This is a genomic window from Curtobacterium sp. 'Ferrero', assembly GCF_002412165.1.
In the GTDB taxonomy this organism is placed as follows: domain Bacteria; phylum Actinomycetota; class Actinomycetes; order Actinomycetales; family Microbacteriaceae; genus Curtobacterium.
The window spans coordinates 12,853-35,332 of record NZ_NXIA01000026.1; the positions used below are offsets into that span (position 1 = coordinate 12,853).

The 22,480-nt window shown below is 72.9% G+C and carries 23 protein-coding genes; 16 read left to right on the forward strand and 7 right to left on the reverse strand.

The annotated features are described in order from the left end of the window. Positions 1–100 precede the first annotated feature (100 nt). Positions 101–658: an NADPH-dependent FMN reductase gene (locus tag Csp2054_RS16005; RefSeq protein ID WP_096900477.1), complete on the reverse strand. Its 558-nt coding sequence runs from the start codon at positions 656–658 to the stop codon at positions 101–103. 101 nt (positions 659–759) lie between these two features. Here Csp2054_RS16005 and Csp2054_RS16010 point away from each other — a divergent pair, with 101 nt between their 5' ends. The 7 genes from Csp2054_RS16010 to Csp2054_RS16040 all read left to right on the forward strand — a co-directional run bounded on the left by Csp2054_RS16010 (position 760) and on the right by Csp2054_RS16040 (position 8,500). After that, positions 760–2,397 (forward strand): glycoside hydrolase family 13 protein, encoded by a 1,638-nt coding sequence (locus tag Csp2054_RS16010; RefSeq protein ID WP_096900502.1) that lies wholly within the window; start codon positions 760–762, stop codon positions 2,395–2,397. A 131-nt stretch (positions 2,398–2,528) separates the two neighbouring features. Then, a complete protein-coding gene (locus tag Csp2054_RS16015) occupies positions 2,529–4,541 on the forward strand; it encodes a lectin-like domain-containing protein (protein ID WP_096900479.1) in 2,013 nt (670 codons plus the stop codon). A 120-nt stretch (positions 4,542–4,661) separates the two neighbouring features. Beyond that, positions 4,662–5,318, forward strand: a complete 657-nt coding sequence (locus Csp2054_RS16020; protein ID WP_255252783.1) for a DUF308 domain-containing protein — start codon at positions 4,662–4,664, stop codon at positions 5,316–5,318. Continuing rightward, positions 5,315–5,578, forward strand: a complete 264-nt coding sequence (locus tag Csp2054_RS16025; protein WP_096900480.1) for a hypothetical protein — start codon at positions 5,315–5,317, stop codon at positions 5,576–5,578. Before Csp2054_RS16020 ends, Csp2054_RS16025 begins: the two co-directional genes overlap by 4 nt. Positions 5,579–5,681: 103 nt before the next feature. After that, positions 5,682–7,046, forward strand: a complete 1,365-nt coding sequence (locus Csp2054_RS16030; RefSeq protein WP_096900482.1) for a DHA2 family efflux MFS transporter permease subunit — start codon at positions 5,682–5,684, stop codon at positions 7,044–7,046. Positions 7,047–7,227: 181 nt separating this feature from the next. Next, the gene (locus Csp2054_RS16035) at positions 7,228–7,767 is read left to right on the forward strand and encodes an RNA polymerase sigma factor (protein ID WP_096900505.1); all 540 of its coding nucleotides are present in this window, start codon (positions 7,228–7,230) and stop codon (positions 7,765–7,767) included. Then, positions 7,757–8,500 (forward strand): hypothetical protein, encoded by a 744-nt coding sequence (locus tag Csp2054_RS16040; protein ID WP_141399300.1) that lies wholly within the window; start codon positions 7,757–7,759, stop codon positions 8,498–8,500. Before Csp2054_RS16035 ends, Csp2054_RS16040 begins: the two co-directional genes overlap by 11 nt. On the opposite strand, the gene Csp2054_RS16045 is transcribed toward Csp2054_RS16040, so the two are convergent. Beyond that, a complete protein-coding gene (locus tag Csp2054_RS16045; RefSeq protein WP_217990943.1) occupies positions 8,430–9,434 on the reverse strand; it encodes a LysR family transcriptional regulator in 1,005 nt (334 codons plus the stop codon). The two genes, Csp2054_RS16040 and Csp2054_RS16045, sit on opposite strands and share 71 nt — an antisense overlap. Before the next feature lie 82 nt (positions 9,435–9,516). On the opposite strand from Csp2054_RS16045, the gene Csp2054_RS16050 reads away from it, so the two are divergent. Continuing rightward, positions 9,517–10,779: an MFS transporter gene (locus Csp2054_RS16050; protein WP_141399301.1), complete on the forward strand. Its 1,263-nt coding sequence runs from the start codon at positions 9,517–9,519 to the stop codon at positions 10,777–10,779. A gap of 65 nt (positions 10,780–10,844) precedes the next feature. Then, entirely contained in the window at positions 10,845–11,477 is a 633-nt protein-coding gene (locus Csp2054_RS16055; RefSeq protein ID WP_096900487.1) for a hypothetical protein, read from the forward strand. A gap of 140 nt (positions 11,478–11,617) precedes the next feature. On the opposite strand, the gene Csp2054_RS16060 is transcribed toward Csp2054_RS16055, so the two are convergent. Next, positions 11,618–12,532, reverse strand: coding sequence for a cation diffusion facilitator family transporter (locus Csp2054_RS16060; RefSeq protein ID WP_096900507.1), 915 nt, complete (start codon positions 12,530–12,532; stop codon positions 11,618–11,620). Between the two features lie 46 nt (positions 12,533–12,578). Between Csp2054_RS16060 and Csp2054_RS16065 the strand changes: the two genes are divergently transcribed. After that, the gene (locus Csp2054_RS16065; protein ID WP_096900488.1) at positions 12,579–13,238 is read left to right on the forward strand and encodes a DUF4166 domain-containing protein; all 660 of its coding nucleotides are present in this window, start codon (positions 12,579–12,581) and stop codon (positions 13,236–13,238) included. Next, on the forward strand, positions 13,238–14,248 hold the full coding sequence (locus Csp2054_RS16070) for an epimerase (RefSeq protein WP_096900489.1): 1,011 nt from the start codon (positions 13,238–13,240) through the stop codon (positions 14,246–14,248). Before Csp2054_RS16065 ends, Csp2054_RS16070 begins: the two co-directional genes overlap by 1 nt. Here the strand turns inward: Csp2054_RS16070 and Csp2054_RS16075 are convergent. Next, a complete protein-coding gene (locus tag Csp2054_RS16075; RefSeq protein WP_096900491.1) occupies positions 14,217–15,194 on the reverse strand; it encodes an EamA family transporter in 978 nt (325 codons plus the stop codon). The genes Csp2054_RS16070 and Csp2054_RS16075 overlap by 32 nt on opposite strands. A gap of 72 nt (positions 15,195–15,266) precedes the next feature. Between Csp2054_RS16075 and Csp2054_RS16080 the strand changes: the two genes are divergently transcribed. Continuing rightward, complete coding sequence (locus tag Csp2054_RS16080; protein ID WP_096900493.1) at positions 15,267–16,181, forward strand: LysR family transcriptional regulator; 915 nt, start codon at positions 15,267–15,269, stop codon at positions 16,179–16,181. A gap of 182 nt (positions 16,182–16,363) precedes the next feature. On the opposite strand, the gene purB is transcribed toward Csp2054_RS16080, so the two are convergent. From purB to Csp2054_RS16095, 3 genes are all read right to left on the reverse strand, one after another. Beyond that, entirely contained in the window at positions 16,364–17,749 is a 1,386-nt protein-coding gene (purB, locus tag Csp2054_RS16085) for an adenylosuccinate lyase (protein WP_096900495.1), read from the reverse strand. Next, positions 17,746–18,258, reverse strand: coding sequence for a low molecular weight protein-tyrosine-phosphatase (locus tag Csp2054_RS16090; RefSeq protein WP_096900496.1), 513 nt, complete (start codon positions 18,256–18,258; stop codon positions 17,746–17,748). Before Csp2054_RS16090 ends, purB begins: the two co-directional genes overlap by 4 nt. 119 nt (positions 18,259–18,377) lie before the next feature. Further along, the gene (locus tag Csp2054_RS16095) at positions 18,378–18,776 is read right to left on the reverse strand and encodes a phage holin family protein (RefSeq protein WP_096900498.1); all 399 of its coding nucleotides are present in this window, start codon (positions 18,774–18,776) and stop codon (positions 18,378–18,380) included. 51 nt (positions 18,777–18,827) lie between these two features. Here Csp2054_RS16095 and Csp2054_RS16100 point away from each other — a divergent pair, with 51 nt between their 5' ends. The 4 genes from Csp2054_RS16100 to Csp2054_RS16115 form a co-directional block, all read left to right on the forward strand. Next, on the forward strand, positions 18,828–19,907 hold the full coding sequence (locus Csp2054_RS16100) for a histidinol-phosphate transaminase (RefSeq protein WP_096900499.1): 1,080 nt from the start codon (positions 18,828–18,830) through the stop codon (positions 19,905–19,907). Between the two features lie 23 nt (positions 19,908–19,930). After that, positions 19,931–21,064: a thiamine pyrophosphate-dependent enzyme gene (locus Csp2054_RS16105; protein WP_096900501.1), complete on the forward strand. Its 1,134-nt coding sequence runs from the start codon at positions 19,931–19,933 to the stop codon at positions 21,062–21,064. 89 nt (positions 21,065–21,153) lie between these two features. Beyond that, the gene (locus Csp2054_RS16110) at positions 21,154–22,113 is read left to right on the forward strand and encodes an alpha-ketoacid dehydrogenase subunit beta (protein ID WP_096900509.1); all 960 of its coding nucleotides are present in this window, start codon (positions 21,154–21,156) and stop codon (positions 22,111–22,113) included. A 27-nt stretch (positions 22,114–22,140) separates the two neighbouring features. After that, the coding region (locus tag Csp2054_RS16115; protein WP_141399302.1) for a biotin/lipoyl-containing protein at positions 22,141–22,480 on the forward strand (340 nt) is incomplete at its 3' end.

Below are 22,480 nucleotides of genomic sequence, written 5' to 3' on the forward strand. Positions count from 1 at the left end.
CAGGAGACGGACTGGAGGCGCGGTGCGGGCTGGCACCGCGCCTCCAGGCTGCAGGTGGTCGCGCCGGGCGCCCGTGGTCGCTCCGCGGAGCCGGTTGCCGTTACGCGGCGACCGGCTCCGCGGCCGCGTCGGCGAGCGCGCGCAGCGCGCCCTGAACCATCGACACGACCTCGTCGTCCTCCCGCGGGTGCGTGTCCGCGAACCGGACGACGGACTGCGGGATGGCGACCTTGACGTCCCCGAGCACGTTGGCACCGGCGATGCCGGCGACCTTCCGCGCGTCGTCGTGCGCCCAGACCCCGCCGTACTGGCCGAAGGCCGAGCCGATCACGGCGAGCGGCTTGCCGGAGATCGGGGACGCGCCGAACGGGCGGGAGGCCCAGTCGAGCGCGTTCTTCAGGACCGCCGGGATCGAGCCGTTGTACTCGGGGGTGACCAGGAGGACGGCGTCGGCGGCGTCCACCGCCGCGCGGAAGGCGACGGCCGCCGCGGGCGGGGTGTCGCCGTCGATGTCCTCGTTGTAGAAGGGCAGGTCGACGATGCCGTCGAAGGTGGTGAGCTCGATGCCCTCGGGCGCGTGCTGCTCCGCGGCCTCGGCGAGCTTGCGGTTGATGGAGCCGGCGCGGAGGCTGCCGACCAGGACCAGGACGTTCGTCATCAGCGTTCCCTTGTTCGGTGACGGAAAGGTGTCACCGACAACCAATCGATCCGGGCGGGCCACCATTCCCGGTGCGCGTCTCCGTCGGTAGCGTGGCACGGGTGAGCACCCCGAGGACGCCAGCCAGCACGCCCCGCACCGCCGACGCCGACTGGTGGCGTGACGCCGTCGTCTACCAGGTCTACCCGCGGAGCTTCGCCGACGCGGACGGCGACGGGCTGGGCGACGTCGCCGGCATCACCTCACGCGTGCCGTACCTCGCATCGCTCGGGGTCGACGCCCTGTGGCTGTCGCCGTTCTTCCCCTCCCCGCTCGCCGACGGCGGGTACGACGTCGCCGACTACCGTGCGGTCGATCCGCGACTGGGAACGCTGGACGACTTCGACGCCTTCCTCCGGGCCGCGCACGAGCACGACCTCCGCGTCATCGTCGACGTGGTGCCGAACCACACCTCGGACCAGCACGAGTGGTTCCGGGCGGCGCTCGCGGCCGGCCCCGGTTCGCCGGAGCGGGCGCGCTACGTCTTCCGCGACGGCGCCGGTGTCTCCGGGGAGCTCCCGCCGAGCGACTGGGTGTCGAACTTCGGCGGCAGCGCCTGGACCCGTGTGCCGGACGGGCAGTGGTACCTGCACCTGTTCGCGCCCGAGCAGCCCGACCTCGACTGGTCGAACCCCGAGGTCCGGGCGGACTTCGAGGAGACGCTGCGGTTCTGGTCGGACCGCGGCGTCGACGGCTTCCGGGTGGACGTCGCACACGGTCTGGCCAAGGACCTCTCGACCCCGTACCGGCCCTCCGACGAGAAGGCGCTGCCGCTCGACGGCTCCGACCCGCTGTACGACCGCGACGAGGTGCACGAGATCTTCCAGGGGTGGCGGCGGGTGCTCGACGAGTACGACCCGCCCCGTGCCGCCGTCGCCGAGGCCTGGGCGCCCGCACCACGGCGGGTGCTCTACGCCCGCCCGACGGAGCTCGGGCAGGCGTTCAACTTCGACCTGCTCGAGGCCCCGTTCGACGCGGATGTGTTCCGGACGATCGTGTCGCGGAACACCGCGATGGCCGAGGAGTCGGGCGCGTCCTCGACCTGGGTCCTGTCGAACCACGACGTGGTCCGGCACGCCACCCGGTACGGGCTGCCCGACGGCACCGACACGGACGCCTGGCTCATGACCGACGGCACCACCCCGGCGCTCGACCGCGCGCGCGGCCTCCGGCGGGCACGGGCCGCGACGATGCTCCTGCTCGCGCTGCCCGGCTCGACGTACCTGTACCAGGGCGAGGAGCTCGGGCTGCACGAGGCGCCCGCGATCCCGCACGACCGGCTGCAGGACCCGAAGTGGACGCGGACCGGGCACACCGTCAAGGGACGGGACGGCTGCCGGGTGCCGATCCCGTGGACGTTGTCGGGACCGTCGTTCGGCTTCGGCCCGGTCGCGCCGCACCTGCCGCAACCGGCGGACTTCGGCGCGGTGTCGGTGGGGGCCGAGGACGGCGACCCGTCGTCGACGCTGAACCTGTACCGGTCGGCGCTCGCGGCACGGGCGCGGCTGCAGGAGGGGGAACAGCTCGACTGGCTCGAGGTCGGGGCGGACGTCGTGGCGTTCGCGCGGCACGACGGTTGGCGGTCGGTCACCAACTTCGGGACGGAGCCGGTCGCGCTGCCGTCCGGCTCGGTCGTGCTCGCCTCCGGACCGCTGGGCGACGGTGTGCTCCCCGGTGAGACGACCGTCTGGCTCGCCTGACGACCGTCTGGTTCGCCTGACGACCGTCTGGCTCGCCTGACGTTCCTCCACAGGCGGGGTCGGGGTACCCGGCGTCCACAGATGCCGGGCTGACGCCTCCGGGCCGGGGGTGCCGTCGCGACGATCGGGGCATGACAGAACCCACTCCTGGCAGACACCGCCCCGCCCGTTCCCGCAGCACCCGTTCCCGCACCGCACGACGCCTCGCAGCGGCGGCGGGCGTGTGCACCGCACTCGGCGTGCTCGCGGCGCCCGCACTCACCGCACCGACGTCCACCGCCGCCGACCTGGCGTTCCCCTACGTCGAGCAGTTCGACACCGCGGCCGGCGGCACCCTGCACGGGGACGCCCAGGTGGCCGGCGGTCGGCTCCGCTTGACCGATGACGCGAAGGACCAGGCAGGCGCGTGGTCGACTGACGACACGTTCGCGTCCGACCTCGGGCTCGAGATCGAGTTCACGTACGCGATGTACACCGACCAGGACGACCCGGGCGCGGACGGACTCGTGCTGTTCCTCGCGGACGGCGCCGCGGCGCAGGGCGTCGGCTCGTTCGGTGGTGGGCTCGGGTACGCGTGCCGCCGCGAGTCGACGCAGGGCGGTGGGCTCTCGTGCGACCTCCCCGGGGTGCCCGGCGGGTTCGCCGGCGTGGCGATCGACCACTACGGGAACTTCTCCGCGCCGATCAACTACTCCGGCCCCGGGCCGCAGCCGGACTCCGTCGTCGTCCGCGGTTCCGGCGACGGGGTGACGGGGTACCGGTACGTCGACGCGGCCACCGCACCGGGAGGGACCCTGACCGACGGGCGGACCACGCGGACCGTCCGGGTCACGCTGGTGCCGGGTGACGACGGCGAGCTCGCGCTGACCGTGCGGCTCGAGGCCGGCGGCGCGCTCCGGACCGTGCTCGACCAGGTGCCACTGCACGGTGACGGCCAGGCCCCGCTGCCACCGACCCTCCGACTGGGCTTCGCCGCGGCGACGGGCAGCCACGTCGACGTGCACGAGATCGACTCGCTGCGGGTCTGGCAGCCCGCCAACCTCGCGGTGGAGCAGGAGATGCCGGCGTCCGTGGCCGCGGGCGACGACGTCGAGTACGCCGTGACGGCTCGGAACGTCGGGCCGAACGCCAGCGCGCCGAGTGCCCTCGCGGTCGACGTGCCGGACGACCTGCACGACGTCAGTTGGACGTGCGCTGCCGACAGTGGGTCGGCGTGCGGCTCGGACGCGGGCACCGGCGACGTCACGACCGACCTCGACCTGCCCCGCGACGGCTCGGCGACGATCACGGTGTCGGGGACCCTCGACGCGGGCGCGACCGGGACGGTCGAGAGCACCGCGACGATCACCCCCGAGCCCTCGTTGGCCGACGTCGACGAGTCCGACAACACCTCGACCGTCAGCGCACCGGTCACCGCGGCCGACACCACGGCGCAGCTGGAGACCGACAAGTCCGTCACGCCGTCGGATGGCGTCGCCCCCGGTGACGAGGTCGAGTACCTCGTCACCGCCCGCAACCGCGGTCCCGCCGACGCCGCCGACGTGGGTGCGGTGGACGAACTGCCGGAGCAGCTGCGGTTCGTCGGCTCGCCGGACGACTGCACGGCCGAGGGGCAGCGGGTCAGCTGCCGTTCCGACACGACCCTGGCGAGCGGGGAGTCCGTTTCGTTCCGCATCCGCGCCGTGCTCGACCCGGAGTACCGGGGGGACGGCTCGGACGTCGTGAACACCGCGGTCGCGACGTCGCCGTCCGATCCCGACGGCGGAGACCCCTCGCCCGGCGTCTCCATCGGCGTCGTCGGACCCGGTGGCGGGCCCGTCCCGTCGACCTCGCCGATCCCTGCCGCCACGCCGAGCCCGACCGGCCGGCCGACGTCCGGACCCGACACGACGACCGGGCCCGACACGACGGTCGGACCCGCCACGACGCCGACGGCCGTCCCCGCGGCCGGAGCGCAGCACGGCGGCACCGGTGGCGGCACCCGGAGCGCCCGCCTCGCCTTCACGGGCGTCGAGGACCTGGGCCGGACGGCGGCGCTCGGTGCCGGGGCACTCGCGGTCGGCGGGATCGGCTGGTGGGCGCTCCGGCGGCACCGGCGACGCTCGGCGGACGCCGACGGGACGGCCACTGACGACGACTGCTGACGGGAGCCGCGCGACCGCGGGGTCGGAGCATCCTCAGGGTGCGACCGGCCCCCCCGGTCGGGCGGTCATCCGGCCGGCGGTAGGATCGACCGTACGATCCGCACGCCCGAAAGAGGTCCCGTGTCCGACTCCGTGGACGACGCCACCACCGTGGACGACGCCACCCGGCGCGCACGGTACTGGCCGGTCCCCGTCCTCCGGGCGGTCCCCGCGGCGGTCGTGGCGCTCGTCATCACCTTCTCGTCCAACCATGCGGCGGGCTACGGCCTCCTGCTGTTCGGCGGGTTCGCGGTGGTCGAGGGACTCGTGCTCGCGGTCGGCTCGCGCCGGCTGCCCGGAGACGCCCGGTCCCGTCGGACCTCCCTCGCGCAGGCCGCCGTCACGGTGGTGGCCGGCGTCGCGGCACTGGCGCTCAACGGGTTCGGACTGCCGGCGTTCATCACCGTGGTCGTGGTGTTCGCCCTGCTCACCGGGGCGCTCGAACTGACGCAGGGCCTGCGCGCTCGCGGCCGGTCGCCGTTCGCGCGCGACTGGACCACCGTGGGCGGCATCACCCTGCTGCTCGCCGTCGCGTTCCTGATCACCCCGCCGGACTACTCCAAGCAGCTCGGCGGCATCGACAACGCGACGGGCACCCTCGACGCGTCGATCATCCTCGTGGGCCTGCTCGGGGCCTACCTCGCCATCACGGCGGTCTTCCACGTGATCGCCGGCCTCTCGCACAAGTGGGGGACGGCCGACGCGGTCGCCACCCCGGACGGAGCACCACACGCATGAGCACCCCCAGCCGTCGCGATCGTCTGCGCCCGGCCGAGCTCCTCGGGATCTCGGCCGTCGTCGCGGTGTTCATCGGACTCGTGGTGCTGATGTCCACGCGGGAGCTCGAACTCTCCGTCATCTTCCTCGGCATCGCCTTCGTCGTGGTCGTCGTCGTGCTCGCGATGCTCCAGCTCGCGTCCACGAGCGACCAGGACGACAACGACATGCTCGGCGGGCACCGGACCCCGGGTGAAGGAGACGGCGACGACTTCCACTGACCGGGCCACCCGACGGGCGACCGGGCGCCTCCGTCCGGAACAGGGGGCGCCGGACCTGCCTGCGCGGTACCGACGGCCCGGGCTGATCCTCGGGATCTGCTGCATGAGCCTGTTCATCGTCTCGCTCGACGCCACGGTGGTGAACGTCGCGCTGCCGTCGATCGGCCGTGAGCTGCACAGCACCATCTCGGGGTTGCAGTGGGTGATCGACGCCTACACGCTGGTCCTGGCCAGCCTGCTCCTGCTGTCCGGCTCCACCGCCGACCGCATCGGCCGACGGACGACGTTCCAGGTGGGGCTCGCCCTCTTCACGGTCGGCTCGTTGCTCTGCTCACTCGCCCCCGGTGTCGGGTGGCTCGTGCTCTTCCGCATGGTCCAGGCGGTCGGCGGCTCGATGATGAACCCGGTCGCGATGTCGATCATCACCGCGACCTTCGACGACCCCGTCCGACGCGCGCGGGCGGTGGGTGTGTGGGGTGCCGTGGTCGGGATCTCGATGGGGCTGGGACCGCTCGTCGGTGGGGCGCTCACCGACGGGGTCGGCTGGCGGGCGATCTTCTGGATCAACGTGCCGATCGGCATCGCTGCGATCGTCCTGACCTTCCTGTTCGTGCCCGAGTCGCGCTCCCCGAGGCCGCGTCGGCTCGACCCGCCCGGGCAGGCGCTCGTGATCGTGCTCCTGGCCGCCCTCGTCGGCGGTCTGATCGAGGGACCCCGGCTCGGCTGGACCTCGCCCGCGGCCCTCGGCCTGTTCGTGCTCGCCGCCGCTGCGCTGGTCGCGCTCGTCGTGGTGGAGCGCCGACGTGCCGAGCCGCTCATCGACGTCCGATTCTTCCGCAGCATCCCGTTCTCGTCCGCGGTCGTCACGGCGATCGTGGCGTTCGGGGCGAACGGCGCGTTCCTGTTCCTCGGCGCGTTGTACCTGCAGGAGGTCCGCGGCATGACGCCGTTCGAGGCCGGGCTCTGGACACTGCCTGCGGCGGTCGCCACGATGCTCATCTCGCCGCTCTCCGGTCGACTGGTCGGGTCGATCGGAACGCGCGTGCCGCTCGTCCTCGCCGGGCTCGGCATCGCCGGTGCCGGCGCCGTGCTCACGACCATCGGTCCCGCGACACCCATGGTGGTGCTCGTCGTCGCGTTCGTGCTGTTCGGGTTCGGCTTCGGGATGGTGAACGCACCCGTCACGAACACCGCAGTGTCCGGGATGCCCCGGGCGCAGTCCGGTTCCGCTGCGGCGGTCGCGTCAACGAGTCGGCAGACGGGGGTGTCGCTCGGCGTCGCCCTGGCTGGCACCGTGACGGGAGCCGGAGCAGTCGCCACCGTCGGTCCGTCCTTCGCGGCTGCGACCCACGCGATGTGGTGGATCGTCGTCGGAGTCGGTCTGGCGGTGGTGGCGATCGGGTTCCTGTCGACGTCAGCTGCCGCGCGGCGCTCGGTGGCCGGGATCGCGCACCTGCTGGAGGGCTGACGGCCGCAGCCGCACGGCGCGCACCGCCGCCAGCGAGCACTGCGGCCGCCGACACCGTCGCACGAGCGCCGCAACCGGCACACGCCTCCGCACGACACGCCCGGGATCACGATTCCGGCACGGTCCCGTCATGATCGCGGGTCCTCCCGACACTCCTCATCGAAGGGGGTGGGATGTGAACGTGGACAGCGGCACCGAGACGGACGCGCAGCTCGTCCGGGCCATCGGGCACGGCGATCAGCAGGCGCTCGCACGTGCCTTCGACCGGTACGCGGGGACCCTGACCCGGTACGCATGGGCCGTCGTCGAGAGCCGACCGGACGTCGAAGAGGCCGTGCAGGACACGTTCCTCACGCTCTGGCAACGTGCCCGGACGCTCGAGCTCCCGGCGGACACGATGCTCCCGTGGCTCCTCGTCGTCTGCCGGAACCACGCCTTGAACGCCGGACGGAAGCAGGCCCGACGCCGGGTCGCCGAGCTCCCGGAAGAGCTCCCGGCACCCGACGACCACGCGGAGGCCGTCGAACGGCTCCGCTGGGTCCGCGACGAGATCGCGGCCCTGCCCGAGACCGACCGACGGATCTGCGAGCTCTGCCTGGTGCAGGGGCACTCGTACGCCGAGGCAGCACAGATGCTCGGCCTGACCGTGGGCGCGGTCACCCAGCGGGTCGCACGGTCCCGCGCACGACTGAGGAAGGCGGTGATGCACGATGAACACTGAACCCCCTGAGGGAGACGACCTCCAGCGCATGCTCGTGGCGATGAAGCAGAACGTCCTCGAGCGCGCCACCCCGCGTTCCCGGCGCCGCCGTGTCCGCCCGGGCATCGCGATCGGCGTCGTCGGGCTGCTCGCACTCGGCACCGCGTCCGGTGCCGTCGCCCTGTCGCTGTCGCAGCAGGAACAGCCGGTTGCGGCGCCCGCGGTGTCGCAGCTGCCCGCTCCGGCCCCGACCGCGACAACCCCGACGTCCGCGCCGATCACGGCGACCCCGACGCCCCGTCCGACCCGGGCGGCCGTCGCGACGCTCCCGACGACGTGCCGCGGCACGGTGCCGGCCGAGGACTACGACCGGTTCTTCGGGTCGACCCCGCTCACCGAGATCGACCAGACGACTGCCTCGACCGGCACCGACTCCCCGGACATCGTCTGGACCGGCGGAGCGGCGACCCTCACCTGCGTGTGGGCCGACCCGAGCGCGGACGTCTCGGGTCTCACGCTCGACATCGGGAAGACGGGTCCAGGCGCTGCCGACCGACTCGCCGACAGCCCGTGGGACTGTGAGGAGCGCGACGGCGGGCGCAAGTGCCAGCTGACGGTCCCGGCCACCCCGTACCCCGTGGACCAGACGACGACGGTCTTCGTCCGCGGCGACACGTTCATCGTCATCCGGCAGACGAACTTCCCGACGAACGGGCTCCTGCCCGCGATCGTCGGGGAGATCTGGGGGGACTGACGGACGGGAGGCGCGGGGCGGCGACGAGCCGCGCCTCCCGTCCGTCGGTGGGGACCTGGGCGACGCGCGCCGCGACGATGTCGCGGGCCAGCGTCCGCGTGGCGCGGTTCGGCTCCGGCGCGGCGCGCATCGCCAAGCCGATCCGGAGCGGCGGGACGTCGTCCTCGAGCTCGAGCACCGCGCCCTCGTGTGCGACGCCCGGGTCCGGGACGACCCCGACACCGAGGCCCGCCGCCGCGAACCGGATCACCGCGGGCATGTCGTTCATCTCGGCGACGATCCGACGACGGATCCCGAGCCGGTCGAACGCCTGGTCGAGGAGCACGCGGTTGCCGAAGCCGTGCGCGGTGTCCACGAACGGCTCGTCGGCGAGCTCGGCCAGCGACACCGACGCGCGGTCCGCGAGCGGGTGGTCTGCAGCGGTGAACACCCGGAACGGCATCTCGCGGAGCGGCTCCACGACGAGGCCGCCAGGCGGGTTCGGCAGACCGGAGTAGGCGAGGTCGACCCGGCCGGCGAGGAGGTCCTGCACGAGCCCCGTGGTCCCGGTCGGAGACGTCATCAGCTCGACCGCCACGAGCGGGTGACGTCGCCGGAACCGACGGAGCACCCCGGTCAGGTCGACGACGTCCATGCTGGTGAAGATCCCGAGTCGCACCCGTCCGCGGAGGTCGGCGTCGTCCACCGTGGCCAGGTCGCGCATCCGTTCCAACGACTCGAGCACGGCACGCGCGTGGGGGAGGAGGTCCTCGCCCGCGGTGGTGAGGACGAGCGCCCGTCCGGTCCGCTCGAACAGCCGGACCCCGAGGGTGCGTTCGAGCGACGCGAGGCCGGCGGACACCGTGGACTGCGCCGCCCACAGCCGTTCGGCGGCACGGGTGACGCTTCCCTCGGTCGCGACGGCGACGAACTGTTCCAACAGGCGTGTCTCCATCTTCCGATCATCGATCACGTCGATGGGTGGCATCAAGACCATCCGTTGGACCCGATGCCGTGGACAGGGTCATCATCGGGGCATGGCAGTCATCGAGCACACCGACGAGGTCCGTCCCGCGGCCGAGCAGGCCCCCGCTCCGCGGGGTCGTCGGTCGCACACGCGGCGGCGTCACGGCGCGGGGTTCTGGGCAGTCGCGTTCGCCTTCCTCACGGTGATGGCCTTCGCGACCGTCCCGGCTCCGCTGTACGTCATCTACCAGGCGCGCGACGGCTTCCCCACGTTCACCACCACCGTCGTCTTCGCCGCCTACGGGGTCGGCGTCGTGGTGTCGCTCTGGCTCGCCGGCCACCTCAGCGACGTCCACGGCCGCAAGCCGCTCATCCTGGTGTCGGTCGCACTCGAACTGCTCGCGGCGGTGCTGTTCCTGGTCTGGAACGACGTCGCCGGGCTCGTCGTCGCGCGGGTCGTGACCGGGCTCGGCGTGGGCATGGTGACCGCCACCGCGACCGCCCACCTCGGCGAGCTCCGGGTCCGGGCGACCGGATCGGAGTCCTCCGCCACCGGAGCGAGCGTCGCCGCCGGCGCGGTCAACCTCGGCGGGCTCTCCCTCGGCGCGCTCGTCGGCGGGGCGCTCGCGGAGTTCGTCGGTCGCCCGCTCATGGTGCCGTACGTCGTGTTCGTCGTGGCCCTCGCGGTCGCGTTCGTGGCGGTCCTGGTCGCACCCGAGACCGTCGACCGGCCGTCGTCGCCGGTGCCGTACCGGCCGCAGCGCATCCAGGCGCCCGAAGGGCAGGGAGCGGCGTTCTGGACCGCCGGCACCGGAGCGTTCGCCGCACTCGCCGTGCAGGGACTCTTCACGTCGGTCGCACCGACGTTCCTCGGCACGACGTTCCACGTGACCGACCGTCTGGCGGCCGGCGCGACGACCTTCGGGGTCTTCGCCGCGAGCGCCGTCAGCCAGATCGTGTTCGCCCGCTTGTCGCAGCGCGCCCAGATCCGTCTCGGGGTCGTCCTGCTCGTCGGCGGCCTCGCGGTCCTCGCCGTCGCCGCGGTCGTGCTGCAGGTCGCCGGGTTCATCGGCGGCGGGGTCGTCGCGGGAGCCGGTGTCGGCCTGCTCTTCCGGGCATCCATCGCGGAGGCCGGAGCGCTCGTCGGTCCGGAGCGCCGGGGCGGCGTGCTCGCGGCGACCTTCCTCATCGCGTACGCGGGACTGACGGTGCCCGTGGTCGCGGTCGGCGCGGCGCTCCTCGTCGTGCCGACGCTGTGGGTGCTGATCGGGTACGTGGTGCTCGTCGCGGCGCTCGCCGCCGTCGCCGGCATCCGGCTCGCTGCGCGCGCCTGACGTCGCAGCCCGGGCGGCGTGGTTCCGGGCCGGGAGGCTCGGTGCCGGTCCGGCATACTGGCCGCATGACCCGCAGTCAACGCCGTTCGGTCGCAGGCGTCGCCACGGTCGTCGCGGCTGCGCTCGTCGGCGGCGGCCTCGTCGCGGGAGGCATCGCGCTCACCGCCGAGCGCGGGACCGACGACGCCGTCCTCGGGGGAGGGTCGACCGCGCAGTCGCCGACGGGAGTCGCCGGAGCGGGCGGGTCGTCCTCGGCCGCCGACGGCACCGTCGTGATCCCTCGCCGGGGCCCCGACCTGCCCGGAGCTGCCGTCCTCGACCGATGCGACGCGAGCAGCCGCGCCGAGGTCGCCCAGTACGACACGGCGGCGCTCGGCCCGGTGGTGCTGCAGTGCGGCACGTCCAGCCAGGGGTACGAGCACATCCGAGTCCGTCACGACCGCGACTGGACCGACGTCGTCTCCGGGCACGGGTCGCGCGACTGGGACGATGCCGTGCTCACCGCGCTGCAGACGGTGTTGACGGAGCCGCGGGCGGGGTACCCGCAGGACGCCGGCGACGGGAAGGTCTGCTACGCGGCTCCGGTGGCGTTCGACGACGGGTCACGGCCGGCGCGGGAGCCGTTCGTGAAGGTGATCGTCTCGGCCACCACCGACCGGGTCATCACGGCGTACCCGACCGACTCCGACGGCTGCTGACGCCGTCCCGTGTCCCGTGTCCCGTGTCCCGTGGAAACACGGTTGTTTCGACAACGGTGCCGTCGATCGACGCGTGTTCCGTCGAAACGCGGGCGCTCCACGGAGGGAAGGTGGCGCGGGAGCCCCGGACCGGGCACCCGTCAGGCGTGCACCTCGTGCTCGTGGCGGCGGTGTGACGCGGGCTCGAGCTGGAACGTCGAGTGCTCGACCGGCACGTCGAAGTGCTCCGCCACGCACTGCTGCAGCTCGTCGAGGATCCGCGGCGCGTGTGCGGTGGAGAAGCAGTGGTCGTCCACCACGACGTGCGCGGTCAGGTTCGGGACGCCGGTCGCGACGAGCGTCGCGTGGAGGTCGTGCACGGCGATCACGTGGTCGAGCTCGAGGATGTGCGCCCGCACCGAGTCGAGGTCGAGCCCCGGCGGCGTCGACTCGAGCAGGACGTTCGCGGTCTCACGGAGCAGCCGCACGGCGCGCGGCAGGATGAGCAACCCGATCAGGATGGCCGCGACCGAGTCCGCGCGCTCCCACCCCGTGAGCATGAGGACGACCGCCGCGAGGATGACCGCGACGGACCCCAGGGTGTCGTTGAGGACCTCGAGTCGGGCGGCGCGCGAGGTGAACCCCTCGCCCGAGGCCCGGAGCAGCACCGTGTACGCCACGAGGTTGCCGACGAGCCCGATCACACCGAACACCAGGAGCGGCCCCGAGTGGATCTCCGCCGGGACGAACAACCGTTGGATCGCCGAGACGATCACGAAGACCCCGACGGCGAGCAGGATCGCCGCCTGGGCCGTTGCGCCGAGGACCTCGGCACGCTGGTAGCCCCACGTGCGCTGGGCCGTCGGGCTCCGCCGGGCGAGCCGCGCGGCCACGAGCCCGATGCCGATCCCGCCCGTGTCGACGACCATGTGTCCGGCGTCGACGAGCAGCGCCAAGGACCCCGTGACCACGGCACCCACGACCTCGGCGAGCAGGATGCCGGCCGAGATGCAGAACGCGACGAGCAGGGCACGCTCCGAGGCGTGTCCGTGCGCGTGCCCGTGGTCGTGTCCCATGCCGCCATCGTAGGGACCGCGACCGACGCCGTGCCAGGATCGGGACGTGGTCCGGTCGCCGTACGAACTGAGCACGCCCCCCGACGTCCTCGACGGGCTGCACCCACGACTCCGGACGTACTTCGGCGCGGTCCCGCCCGGACACGTCGGCCGGGGCGAGGGGGTGTTCGACGTCGTCGGGACGCCGCGGTGGTGGCTCTGGCCGGTGCTCGTGTGGTTCGCCCGCGACGCGGTGATGTTCCCGGTCTGGGAACACGACGTCCCGTTCACCGTGGAGAACCGCCCCGTCCGTGTCGGGCGCGGCCGCGAGCGAGCCGTGCACGTCGCCGTCCGGGCCTGCCGGACGTTCCGGTTCCGCGGCGGGGACCGCACGATGGTGGACGCGATCACGGCGGGACCGGACGGCCTCGTCGACCACCTCGGCCGTCACGGGCGCGTCAGCGCCCTGCTCCGGGCGGAGGTGGACCAGGACGGCTCGGATGCGGGCGCCCTGCGCCTCGTCTCCACGCGTGTGACGTTCCGGGTTCTGGGACGCGAGTGGGGCCTCCCGGCCGTCGTCGCCCCGCGTGTGACGCTCGTCGAACGATTCGATGACGATGCGGACCTGCAGCGCGTGTCCCTCGTGCTCCGCGCTCCGTTCGTCGGCACGCTGTTCCGGTACGAGGGGGCGTTCCGCTACGCCGTCGTGCCGGAAGGAGAACGCTGATGCCAGCACCAGGAGCAGGGGGCGCGCCGGGCGCACCGGGGTCGAGACCGCGCGTCGTCGTCGCGGGGGCGAGCGGGTTCGTGGGGCAGGCGCTCCGTCGCGCGTTCGCGGACGAGGGCTACGACGTCGTCACGGTCGGGCGCACCGGGGACGCCGTGTGGGGCAACACGCTGCGGATCCGGGAGCTCGTGGACGGCGCGGCGATGGTCGTCAACATGGCCGGCAAGAGCGTCGACTGCCGGTACGGCCGGCGGAACCGTCGGGAGATCCTCCGCTCGCGGGTGGAGACGACGCTCGAACTGGCCGAGGCGATCCGGACGAGCGAGCACCCGCCGCCGCTCTGGGTGAACGCCTCGACCGCGACGATCTACCGGCACGCCGACGACCGCCCGCAGGACGAACTGACGGGGGAGCTCGGCGAGGGGTTCTCCGTCGGCATCGCGAAGGCGTGGGAGCAGGCGTTCTTCGGCGCGGACCTGCCGGCGACCCGACGGGTGGCGCTCCGGATGGCGATCGTGTTCGGCGACGGGAGCGCGCTCGTGCCGCTGCTCCGTCTCGCACAGGCGGGGCTCGGCGGCCCGCAGTACGACGGTTCGTGGTTCCCGACGCCGGGACGGCTGCGCGCCGGGACGTACCACGAGCACCGCCGGACCCGGGGTCGGCAGAAGTTCTCGTGGGTGCACCTCGACGACGTCCTCGGCACGATCCGGTTCGTCCGGGACCACCCCGAGATCGACGGGCCGCTCAACGTCGCGAGTCCGAACCCCTCGGACAACCGGACCGTCATGGCGACCATCCGGGACGCCGTGGGCCGGAGGATCGGCCTCCCGACGACCCGGTGGATGCTCGAGCTCGGGGCCTTCGCGATCCGCACCGAGACCGAGCTCGTGCTGAAGAGCCGGTGGGTCGTCCCGACGCGGTTGCTCGCGGCCGGTTACGAGTTCCGGTACCCGGAGCTGCGGGGTGCCCTGGCGAGCATCATCGCCGAACGACGTCAGCACCGCGGCTGACCGCGTCGGCACCGCGGACGACCGCGCCCGCACCACCGCCGGCCGTCCCCGGAGTCTGGGCGTCGGGCAGGTCGATCCGCGCCCGTGCCGGCCGCGACGACCACAGCACCGCCGCCACCACGACCGCGCCGGAGACGACCTCGACCACGTCCGGCACCTCGCCGAACGCCACCCACGACGCGAGCACCCCGACGACGGGCACGAGCATGGAGAACGGCGCGACCGTGCTCGACGGGTACGTCGCCATCAACCGCGACCAGATGCCGTACCCGACGAGGGTCGCCACGAGCACGACGTAGAGCAGCCCGAGGTCGGCGGGGAGCGCCGACGCGGTGAACACGCTGCCGAGCGCGCTCCCGACACGCGCCGGACCCTCGACGGTCAGCGACAGCACGGCCATCGGCACCGGCGGGACGATCGACCACCAGAGCGTCAGGTGCAGCGGGTTCGCAGCACCGGCGTGCCGGGTCGCCACGTTGCCGATCGCCCAGCCGAGCGCACCGCACAGCGTGAGCACCACCGGCAGCAGGGCGGCCGCCTGCGCGCGGTGGACGGCGATGGCGGCGAGGGCGCACACGGCGATCGTCACCCCGACGACCTGCCGACCGGTCAGCCGCTCGCGCAGGAAGACCCCGGCGAGCACCACGGTGAACGGTGCGGACGCCTGGAGCACCAGCGACGCGAGACCCGACGGCATGCCCGACGCCATGCCGAGGTACAGGAACGCGAACTGCAGGACGCCGAGCCCGAGCCCGACGAGCAGCAGCCGCCCGAACGGGATGCGGGGCCGCGGCACGAAGAGCACGGTCGGCACCGCGAGCAGCGTGAACCGGACGGCGGAGAGCAGGAACGGCGGGAAGTGCTGGAGCGCGAGGGCCGTCGCGGGGAAGTTCAGGCCCCACACGACCGCGACGACGACGGCGAGGAGACGATCACGGGGGAGCACCGTCCCAGCATGGGGGCGAGCCTCGCTGTAGGACCAGCGAAACTTCCGCTAAGCATGATGTAGGTTCCCTGCATGGTCGACTTCGACGTCCAGCTCCTCGCTGTCCTGCGCGAACTCGCCGAGCGCGGCAGCGTCACGGCGGTGGCCGCGGCGACCCACCGCACCCCCAGCGCGGTGTCGCAGCAGCTCCGGACGCTGCAGCGCCAGGTCGGCGTGCCGCTCGTCGCGCGGAGCGGGCGCGGTGTGCACCTCACCGAGGACGGGCGGTTCCTCGCCGCGCTCGCGGTCGAGGTCGCGACCGCGGTGGAGCACGTCGACGCCGCGTGGCGCGAGCACCGGGGCGGGACGGTCGGCAGGGTCGCGCTCGCGGTCTTCCCGTCCGCGTCCGAGCTCCTGCTGCCGGGCCTCCTCGCCCGGATGCGGGCGCACCCCGGCATCGACCTGGTGCTCGTCGACGTCGACGTCAGCGAGGACGAGTTCGGCCCGCTCGCGGCCGACCACGACGTCGTCGTCGCGCACCGCCCGGACGGTGCGCCACCGGCGGGGCGCGCCGGCCTCGAGACCGTCGCCCTGCTGCGGGAACCGCTCGACATCGCGGTGCCGCTCGCGCACCCGCTCGCCGACCGGTCGCGGGTCGGGATCGACGACGTCGTGGGCCAGACGTGGATCGGCGTCCCGGAGGACTACCCGATCGACCGGGTGCTCACCGCGCTGGCGGCGGCGACGGACACCCCGCCGAGCGTCGCCTTCCGGACGATCCACCTGCCCGCGATCGAGAACCTCGTGGCGGCGGGACACGGCATCGCCCTCGTGCCGCGGTACACCTCCGGCACCCGGGCATCGGGTCGCTTCCACCTGGCAGAGCTCGCCGACGTCCGCGCCGGACGGCGCATCGAGGCGCTCGTCCGGCCGGACCGGCTGGTCCGCCCCGGCGTGCGGACCGTCCTGGAGGCCCTGGTCGCCGAAGCAGCGCAGGTCACCACGTGAGGCGGTGACGGACGCGGCGGGGCCGACCCGCGCCTCTCCCCACCGGCACGGCCGGCCCGCCGCTGGCGCGTCGGTCAGGAACCGGCGGCGTGGGCCCAGGCCGACGCATCGGCGCCCGGATCTGTGCCCGAACGCCGACGGCCGTCCCCGCGATCGCGGGGACGGCCGTCCGACGAGGCGCGTCAGACGTCGAGGTGGTCGACCAGCTCGTCCGCCAGACCCGTGTACGTGGCGGGCGTGAGGTTGGTCAGCCGGGCCTTCGCACCGTCCGAGATGTCGAGGCCGTTCACGAACGCGACGAGGTCGGCCTTGCCGATGCGCTTGCCCCGGGTGAGCTCCTTGAGCATCGCGTACGGGTCCTCGATGTTCGACTGTCCGGCCGTGACCTCGGCCCGGATGACGGTCTGGATGGCCTCGCCGAGCACCTCCCAGTTCCCGTCGAGGTCCTCCGCCAGCCGCGACTCGTTCACGGCGATCTCGGACAGGCCGCGGCGGAGGTTGTCGAGCGCGAGCAGCGAGTGCCCGAACGCGACGCCGATGTTCCGCTGCGTGGTGGAGTCGGTCAGGTCGCGCTGCAGGCGGCTCGTGACCAGGGTCTCGGACAGCGTCGAGAACAGCGCCGACGAGATCTCGAGGTTCGCCTCGGCGTTCTCGAACCGGATCGGGTTGATCTTGTGCGGCATCGTCGACGACCCCGTGGCACCGGCCACCGGGATCTGCGTGAAGTACCCCATCGAGATGTAGGTCCACACGTCGGTCGCGAGGTTGTGCAGGATCCGGTTGGCGTGCCGGACGCGGTCGTAGAGCTCGGCCTGCCAGTCGTGCGACTCGATCTGCGTCGTCAGCGGGTTCCACGTCAGGCCGAGGCCCTCGACGAACTCCTTCGACAGCGCGGGCCAGTCGGCCTCGGGGTCGGCTGCGAGGTGGGCGGAGAAGGTGCCGGTCGCGCCGGAGAACTTGCCGAGGTACTCGGTCGCCTCCACCTGGGCGAGGACGCGCTCGAGGCGGTAGACGACCACCGCGAGCTCCTTGCCGAGCGTCGTCGGCGTCGCCGGCTGGCCGTGCGTGTGCGAGAGCATCGGCACGGCCTTGAGCTCCTCGGCCATCTGGCGGAGGGCGGCGATGACGGCCTGGAACGCCGGCAGCCAGACGTGGTCGACGGTGTCGCGCACGGTGAGCGCGTAGGAGAGGTTGTTGACGTCCTCGCTGGTGCACGCGAAGTGGGTCAGCTCGGCGATCGCGTCGAGGCCGAGCTCCGAGAGCCGACGACGGACGAAGTACTCGACGGCCTTGACGTCGTGCCGGGTCGTCGCCTCGATCTCACCGAGCTCGGCGATCTGCTCCTGCCCGAACGTCTCGGCGACCCGGCGCAGCGCGGCCTTGTCGTCGACGCTCAGCGGCGACGTCGTGAACATCGCGTGGTCGGTCAGGAAGACCAGCCACTCCACCTCGACGACGATGCGCGCGCGGTTGAGGCCGGCCTCGGACAGGTGCTCGCCCACCGTGTGCACGATCGGGTAGTAGCGCCCGTCGAGCGGGCTGATCGGCTGCGGGGGAAGGGGGGTCATGGGGCTCCCTGACGGACTGCCGGCTCGAGCTGTCGGAAGAGCGCCCGGCAGGCCCGCTCGACGGTCGAGAGCACTCGGTCGAACTCGTGCCGGTCCGCGTAGTACGGATCCGGTACGTCGGTCTGCTGGGGCCAGGCGTCGTCGTACCGCAGCAGGAGCGTCACCTTGGCGGCGTCGTCCATGGTCGGTGCCCACGATCGCAGGACGCGTTCGTGGGAGCGGTCGAGTGCGACCACCAGGTCGAGGTCCGGGAACCGGTCCGGGTCGAACTGACGGGCGCGATGCCTGCTCCCATCGTATCCGCGTGCGGCGAGCGCTGCGATCGTCCGCTCGTCCGCCGGCTCGCCGACGTGCCAGTCACCGGTCCCCGCGGACTCCACGACGAAGCGGTCGCCCAGTCCGGCGTCGGCCGCGATCGAGGCGAAGACGATGCCGGCCATCGGGGACCGGCAGATGTTGCCGCTGCAGACGAACGAGACGCGGAACGGGGCGTCGGCGTCCTGGGTCATGGGGACATCATGGCGCAGCGGGGTGACGTGGGCGAGACCCGGTCCCCGGTCGGGAGGCACGGTGCCGGTCGACGGGGAGGCCCCGGTCGGACGCGTGGTGGCGTGTGGGAGCGCCGCGCTCACGCGCGCGGGCGGTTCAGCACCGGCCGGACGAACAGTCCGATGAGCCAGGCGAACACCGCCAGCACGAAGGCACCCACGATCCCCCAGCCGAACGAGTCGACCTGCAGGCCGAAGCCGATCGTCGTCGAGATGCCGGCGACGATGAGCAGCAGGACCGCGTTGACGACGAGCGAGATCAGGCCGAGCGTGAGGATGTAGAGCGGGAAGGCGACGATCCGGATGATCGTCCCGATCACGGCGTTCACGAGGCCGAACACGAACGCGACGAGCAGGAACGTCAGGACGGTGGCGGTCGTGCCGCCGTCACCGAAGGCGTTCACGGAGACGCCGCTGACGATGAGCGTGGTGAGCCAGAGCGCGAGGGCGTTGACGACGAGGCGGACGAGGAATCGCATGCGCCCATGATGCCGTCGTGCAGCCGCGAGGGTGCCGGTAGCCTTGCGCGCATGAGCGACGAGCGCGTCCACATCCGCCCCGACATCGCCGTCCTGCCCGCCTACAAGCAGGGTCGGCAGGCCGCGGCGGACGCGTTCAAGCTGTCGAGCAACGAGAACCCGTTCCCACCCCTGCCCGGGGTGGTGCAGGCGGTCCAGGCGCAGACGGCGTTCAACCGCTACCCGGACGCCACCGCGCTCGCCGTCCGGGCCGAGCTCGCCCGCCGGTTCGACGTCACCGCGGACGAGGTCCACGTCGCCCCCGGCAGCGTGGCGATCCTGCACGAGCTCGCGAAGGCGACGAGCGGCCCCGGCGACGAGGTCGTGTACGCCTGGCGGTCGTTCGAGGCCTACCCCGGCGTCGTCACGGTGGCGGGGGCGACGAGCGTGCAGGTGCCGAACCGTCCCGACGGTGGGCACGACCTCGACGCGATGGCGGCCGCCGTGACCGAGCGCACCCGGATGGTCATCGTGTGCACGCCGAACAACCCGACCGGACCGATCGTCACCGCGGACGAGTTCGAGCGCTTCATGGCGTCCGTGCCCTCGACCGTGCTGGTGGTCCTCGACGAGGCGTACGCCGAGTTCGTCACCGACGCGGCCGCGGTCCGTGGTGGAGCGCTGATCGGACGCTTCCCGAACCTGGTCGTCCTCCGCACGTTCTCGAAGGCGTACGGACTCGCCGGCCTCCGCGTCGGCTACGCGATCGGCCCCACCTACGTGCTCGACGCCGTCCGCGCGTGCGCCATCCCGCTGTCGGTGACCGCACAGGGCCAGGCCGCCGCGCTCGCCAGCCTGGAGCGCGAGGACGAACTGCTCGAGCGGGTCGCCGAGCTCGCCGCCAGCCGGGACCGCGTCGTCGCCGCGCTCCGGGAGCAGGGCTGGCCCGTGCCGGACGCGCAGGGCAACTTCGTGTGGCTGCCGACCGGCGAGGGGACGGCGGCCGCGGCGGAGGCGTTCGAGGCCGCGGGCATCATCGTGCGGGCGTTCCCGCCGGAGGGGATCCGCATCTCGATCGGCGAGCACGAGGCTGTGGAAACGCTCCTCGAAACGGCCCGGTCACTTGTGGGGGACCTCACATCGGCCCGTTGAGCGCTGCCGCTACGCTGGCCCGCATGTCATTCCGCGCCGCGGCCCCCGCGACGACCACCGTCCGGCTCCTCGACCCCGAGGGCCGGTTCGTGGAGACCGACGAGAACGCCGAGTTCGCCGCCGCCGCGCGGGCGATCCCGGACGACACCCTGCTGGCGATGCACCGTCGCATGGTGCTCACCCGTCGGTTCGACCACGCCGGTCACAACCTCCAGCGCACCGGGCAGCTCGGCCTCTGGGTGCCGAGCCACGGACAAGAGGCCGCACAGACCGGCTCCGTGTTCGCCCTCCGTGCCCAGGACCACGTCTTCCCGTCGTACCGCGAGCACGCCGTCACCACCGCGCGCGGCGTCGAGCCGATGGAGATCATCGCGATGTACCGCGGGCAGACGCACGGCGGGTGGGACCCGGACGAGCGCGGCAACACGCACATCTCGACCCTCGTGATCGGCTCGCAGACGCTGCACGCGACGGGCTACGCGCTCGGCCAGAAGCTCGACGGCGTCGTCGGGACGGGCGACCCCGACGTCGACGCATGCTCCATCGTGTACTTCGGTGACGGTGCGACGAGCCAGGGCGACGTGAACGAGGCGTTCGTCTTCGCCTCCTCCACCCGGGCACCCGTCGTGTTCTTCCTGCAGAACAACCACTGGGCGATCTCGGTCCCGGTCACGGTGCAGTCGCCGACCCCGCTCGTCGACCGCCCGCGCGGCTTCGGCATCCCGAGCGTCCTCATCGACGGCAACGACATCCTGGCGTCCTACACGGCCTCCGTCGTCGCGACCGAGCACGCCCGCAGCGGTCAGGGCCCCGCGTTCATCGAGGCCGACACCTACCGGATCGGCGCCCACACCAGCTCGGACGACCCGAGCCGGTACCGCGCCGACGGCGAACTCGAGGACTGGGTGCGCCGCGACCCGATCACCCGGTCCGAGGCCTACCTGCGCTCCAAGGGCGCGACCGACGAGCAGTTCGCCGCGTTCGACGCCGAGGGCGAGGACCTCGCCGCCGACGTCCGTCGCCGCACCGTCGAGCTCGCCCCGCCGCCCGTCGGCACCATGTTCGACCACGTCTACCGCGAGCCGCACCCGCTCGTCGCCGAGCAGAAGGCATGGCTCGAGCAGTACGAAGCCGGCTTCGAGGGGAGCGCCCACTGATGAGCACCACCGAGCAGCTCTTCGACTACACGCTCCGCGCCCACCCCGGCGCCGGGGAGGTCCCGAGCGACCCCACCCCCACGTTGACGATGGCCAAGGCGCTCAACGCCGGACTCGCCGCCGCGATGCAGGCCGACGACAAGGTCCTGCTCATGGGCGAGGACATCGGCCAGCTCGGCGGTGTCTTCCGCATCACCGAGGGTCTGCAGGACCGGTTCGGCCCCGAGCGCGTGCGGGACACCCCGCTCGCCGAGTCCGGCATCATCGGCACCGCGATCGGGCTCGCCCTGCGCGGGTACCGCCCCGTCGTCGAGATCCAGTTCGACGGGTTCGTGTGGCCCGGCTTCGACCAGATCACCTCGCAGCTCGCGAAGATGCAGAACCGGCTGCCGGACCACATGTCGCTGCCGGTCGTCATCCGCATCCCCTACGGCGGCCACATCGGCGCCGTGGAGCACCACCAGGAGTCCCCGGAGGCGTACTTCGCGCACACCGCGGGCCTCCGCGTGGTGAGCCCGAGCACCCCGAACGACGCCTACTGGATGATCCAGGAGGCGATCGCCTCGAAGGACCCGGTGGTCTTCCTCGAGCCGAAGTCCCGGTACTGGCCGAAGGGGCAGGTCGACCTCGTCGACGGGCACGTGCCGATGCACACCACGCGCGTCGCCCGGACCGGCACCGAGGTCACCCTCGTCGGCCACGGCGCGATGGTCGCGACGCTCATGCAGGCCGCTGAGATCGCCGAGTCCGAGGGCACGAGCTGCGAGGTCGTGGACCTCCGCTCGATCTCCCCGATCGACTGGGAACCGCTGCTCGCCTCGGTCGCGAAGACCGGCCGGCTCGTCATCGCACAGGAGGCCTCCGGCTTCGTGAGCGTCGGCAGCGAGATCGCCGCGACCGTCGCCGAGCGGGCGTTCTACACGCTGCAGGCGCCGCCGCTGCGGGTGTCCGGCTTCGACGTGCCGTTCCCGGTGTCGAAGCTCGAGCACCTGCACCTCCCGGACGCCGACCGCGTCCTCGAGGCCGTCGACCGCGCCCTCGCGTACTGACCCCCGTCCGACCCCGAAGGAGCCGTAGTGGCCGCCGCCGAATTCCCCCTGCCCGACGTGGGCGAAGGCCTGACCGAGGCCGAGATCGTCCAGTGGCGCGTCGCCATCGGGGACGAGATCGCCGTCGACCAGGTGCTCGTGGAGATCGAGACGGCGAAGTCGCTCGTCGAGCTGCCCTCGCCGTTCGCCGGCACCGTGACCGGGCTGCTCGTCGCCGAGGGCGACACGGTCGAGGTCGGCCGTCCGATCATCCGGGTCGACTCCGACGCCGTCGGTGGCCAGCCGGGAGGCGCGGCACCCGTCGCCGAGTCCGCGCCGGCCGCCCCGGTGGTCGCCACCACCCCGGTCGCCGCCCCCGCCCCGCCGG

What these genes read in the sequence shown, in the direction of transcription:
- Csp2054_RS16050 (WP_141399301.1), top strand. Translation starts at nt 9,517, where the DNA reads ATGGCAGTCATCGAGCACACCGACGAGGTCCGTCCCGCGGCCGAGCAG.
- purB (WP_096900495.1), bottom strand. Translation starts at nt 17,749, where the DNA reads ATGACCCCCCTTCCCCCGCAGCCGATCAGCCCGCTCGACGGGCGCTAC.
- Csp2054_RS16025 (WP_096900480.1), top strand. Translation starts at nt 5,315, where the DNA reads ATGAGCACCCCCAGCCGTCGCGATCGTCTGCGCCCGGCCGAGCTCCTC.
- Csp2054_RS16105 (WP_096900501.1), top strand. Translation starts at nt 19,931, where the DNA reads ATGTCATTCCGCGCCGCGGCCCCCGCGACGACCACCGTCCGGCTCCTC.
- Csp2054_RS16015 (WP_096900479.1), top strand. Translation starts at nt 2,529, where the DNA reads ATGACAGAACCCACTCCTGGCAGACACCGCCCCGCCCGTTCCCGCAGC.
- Csp2054_RS16080 (WP_096900493.1), top strand. Translation starts at nt 15,267, where the DNA reads ATGGTCGACTTCGACGTCCAGCTCCTCGCTGTCCTGCGCGAACTCGCC.
- Csp2054_RS16055 (WP_096900487.1), top strand. Translation starts at nt 10,845, where the DNA reads ATGACCCGCAGTCAACGCCGTTCGGTCGCAGGCGTCGCCACGGTCGTC.
- Csp2054_RS16030 (WP_096900482.1), top strand. Translation starts at nt 5,682, where the DNA reads ATGAGCCTGTTCATCGTCTCGCTCGACGCCACGGTGGTGAACGTCGCG.
- Csp2054_RS16040 (WP_141399300.1), top strand. Translation starts at nt 7,757, where the DNA reads ATGAACACTGAACCCCCTGAGGGAGACGACCTCCAGCGCATGCTCGTG.
- Csp2054_RS16005 (WP_096900477.1), bottom strand. Translation starts at nt 658, where the DNA reads ATGACGAACGTCCTGGTCCTGGTCGGCAGCCTCCGCGCCGGCTCCATC.
- Csp2054_RS16095 (WP_096900498.1), bottom strand. Translation starts at nt 18,776, where the DNA reads ATGCGATTCCTCGTCCGCCTCGTCGTCAACGCCCTCGCGCTCTGGCTC.
- Csp2054_RS16100 (WP_096900499.1), top strand. Translation starts at nt 18,828, where the DNA reads ATGAGCGACGAGCGCGTCCACATCCGCCCCGACATCGCCGTCCTGCCC.
- Csp2054_RS16110 (WP_096900509.1), top strand. Translation starts at nt 21,154, where the DNA reads ATGGCCAAGGCGCTCAACGCCGGACTCGCCGCCGCGATGCAGGCCGAC.
- Csp2054_RS16070 (WP_096900489.1), top strand. Translation starts at nt 13,238, where the DNA reads ATGCCAGCACCAGGAGCAGGGGGCGCGCCGGGCGCACCGGGGTCGAGA.
- Csp2054_RS16045 (WP_217990943.1), bottom strand. Translation starts at nt 9,434, where the DNA reads ATGGAGACACGCCTGTTGGAACAGTTCGTCGCCGTCGCGACCGAGGGA.
- Csp2054_RS16060 (WP_096900507.1), bottom strand. Translation starts at nt 12,532, where the DNA reads ATGGGACACGACCACGGGCACGCGCACGGACACGCCTCGGAGCGTGCC.
- Csp2054_RS16090 (WP_096900496.1), bottom strand. Translation starts at nt 18,258, where the DNA reads ATGACCCAGGACGCCGACGCCCCGTTCCGCGTCTCGTTCGTCTGCAGC.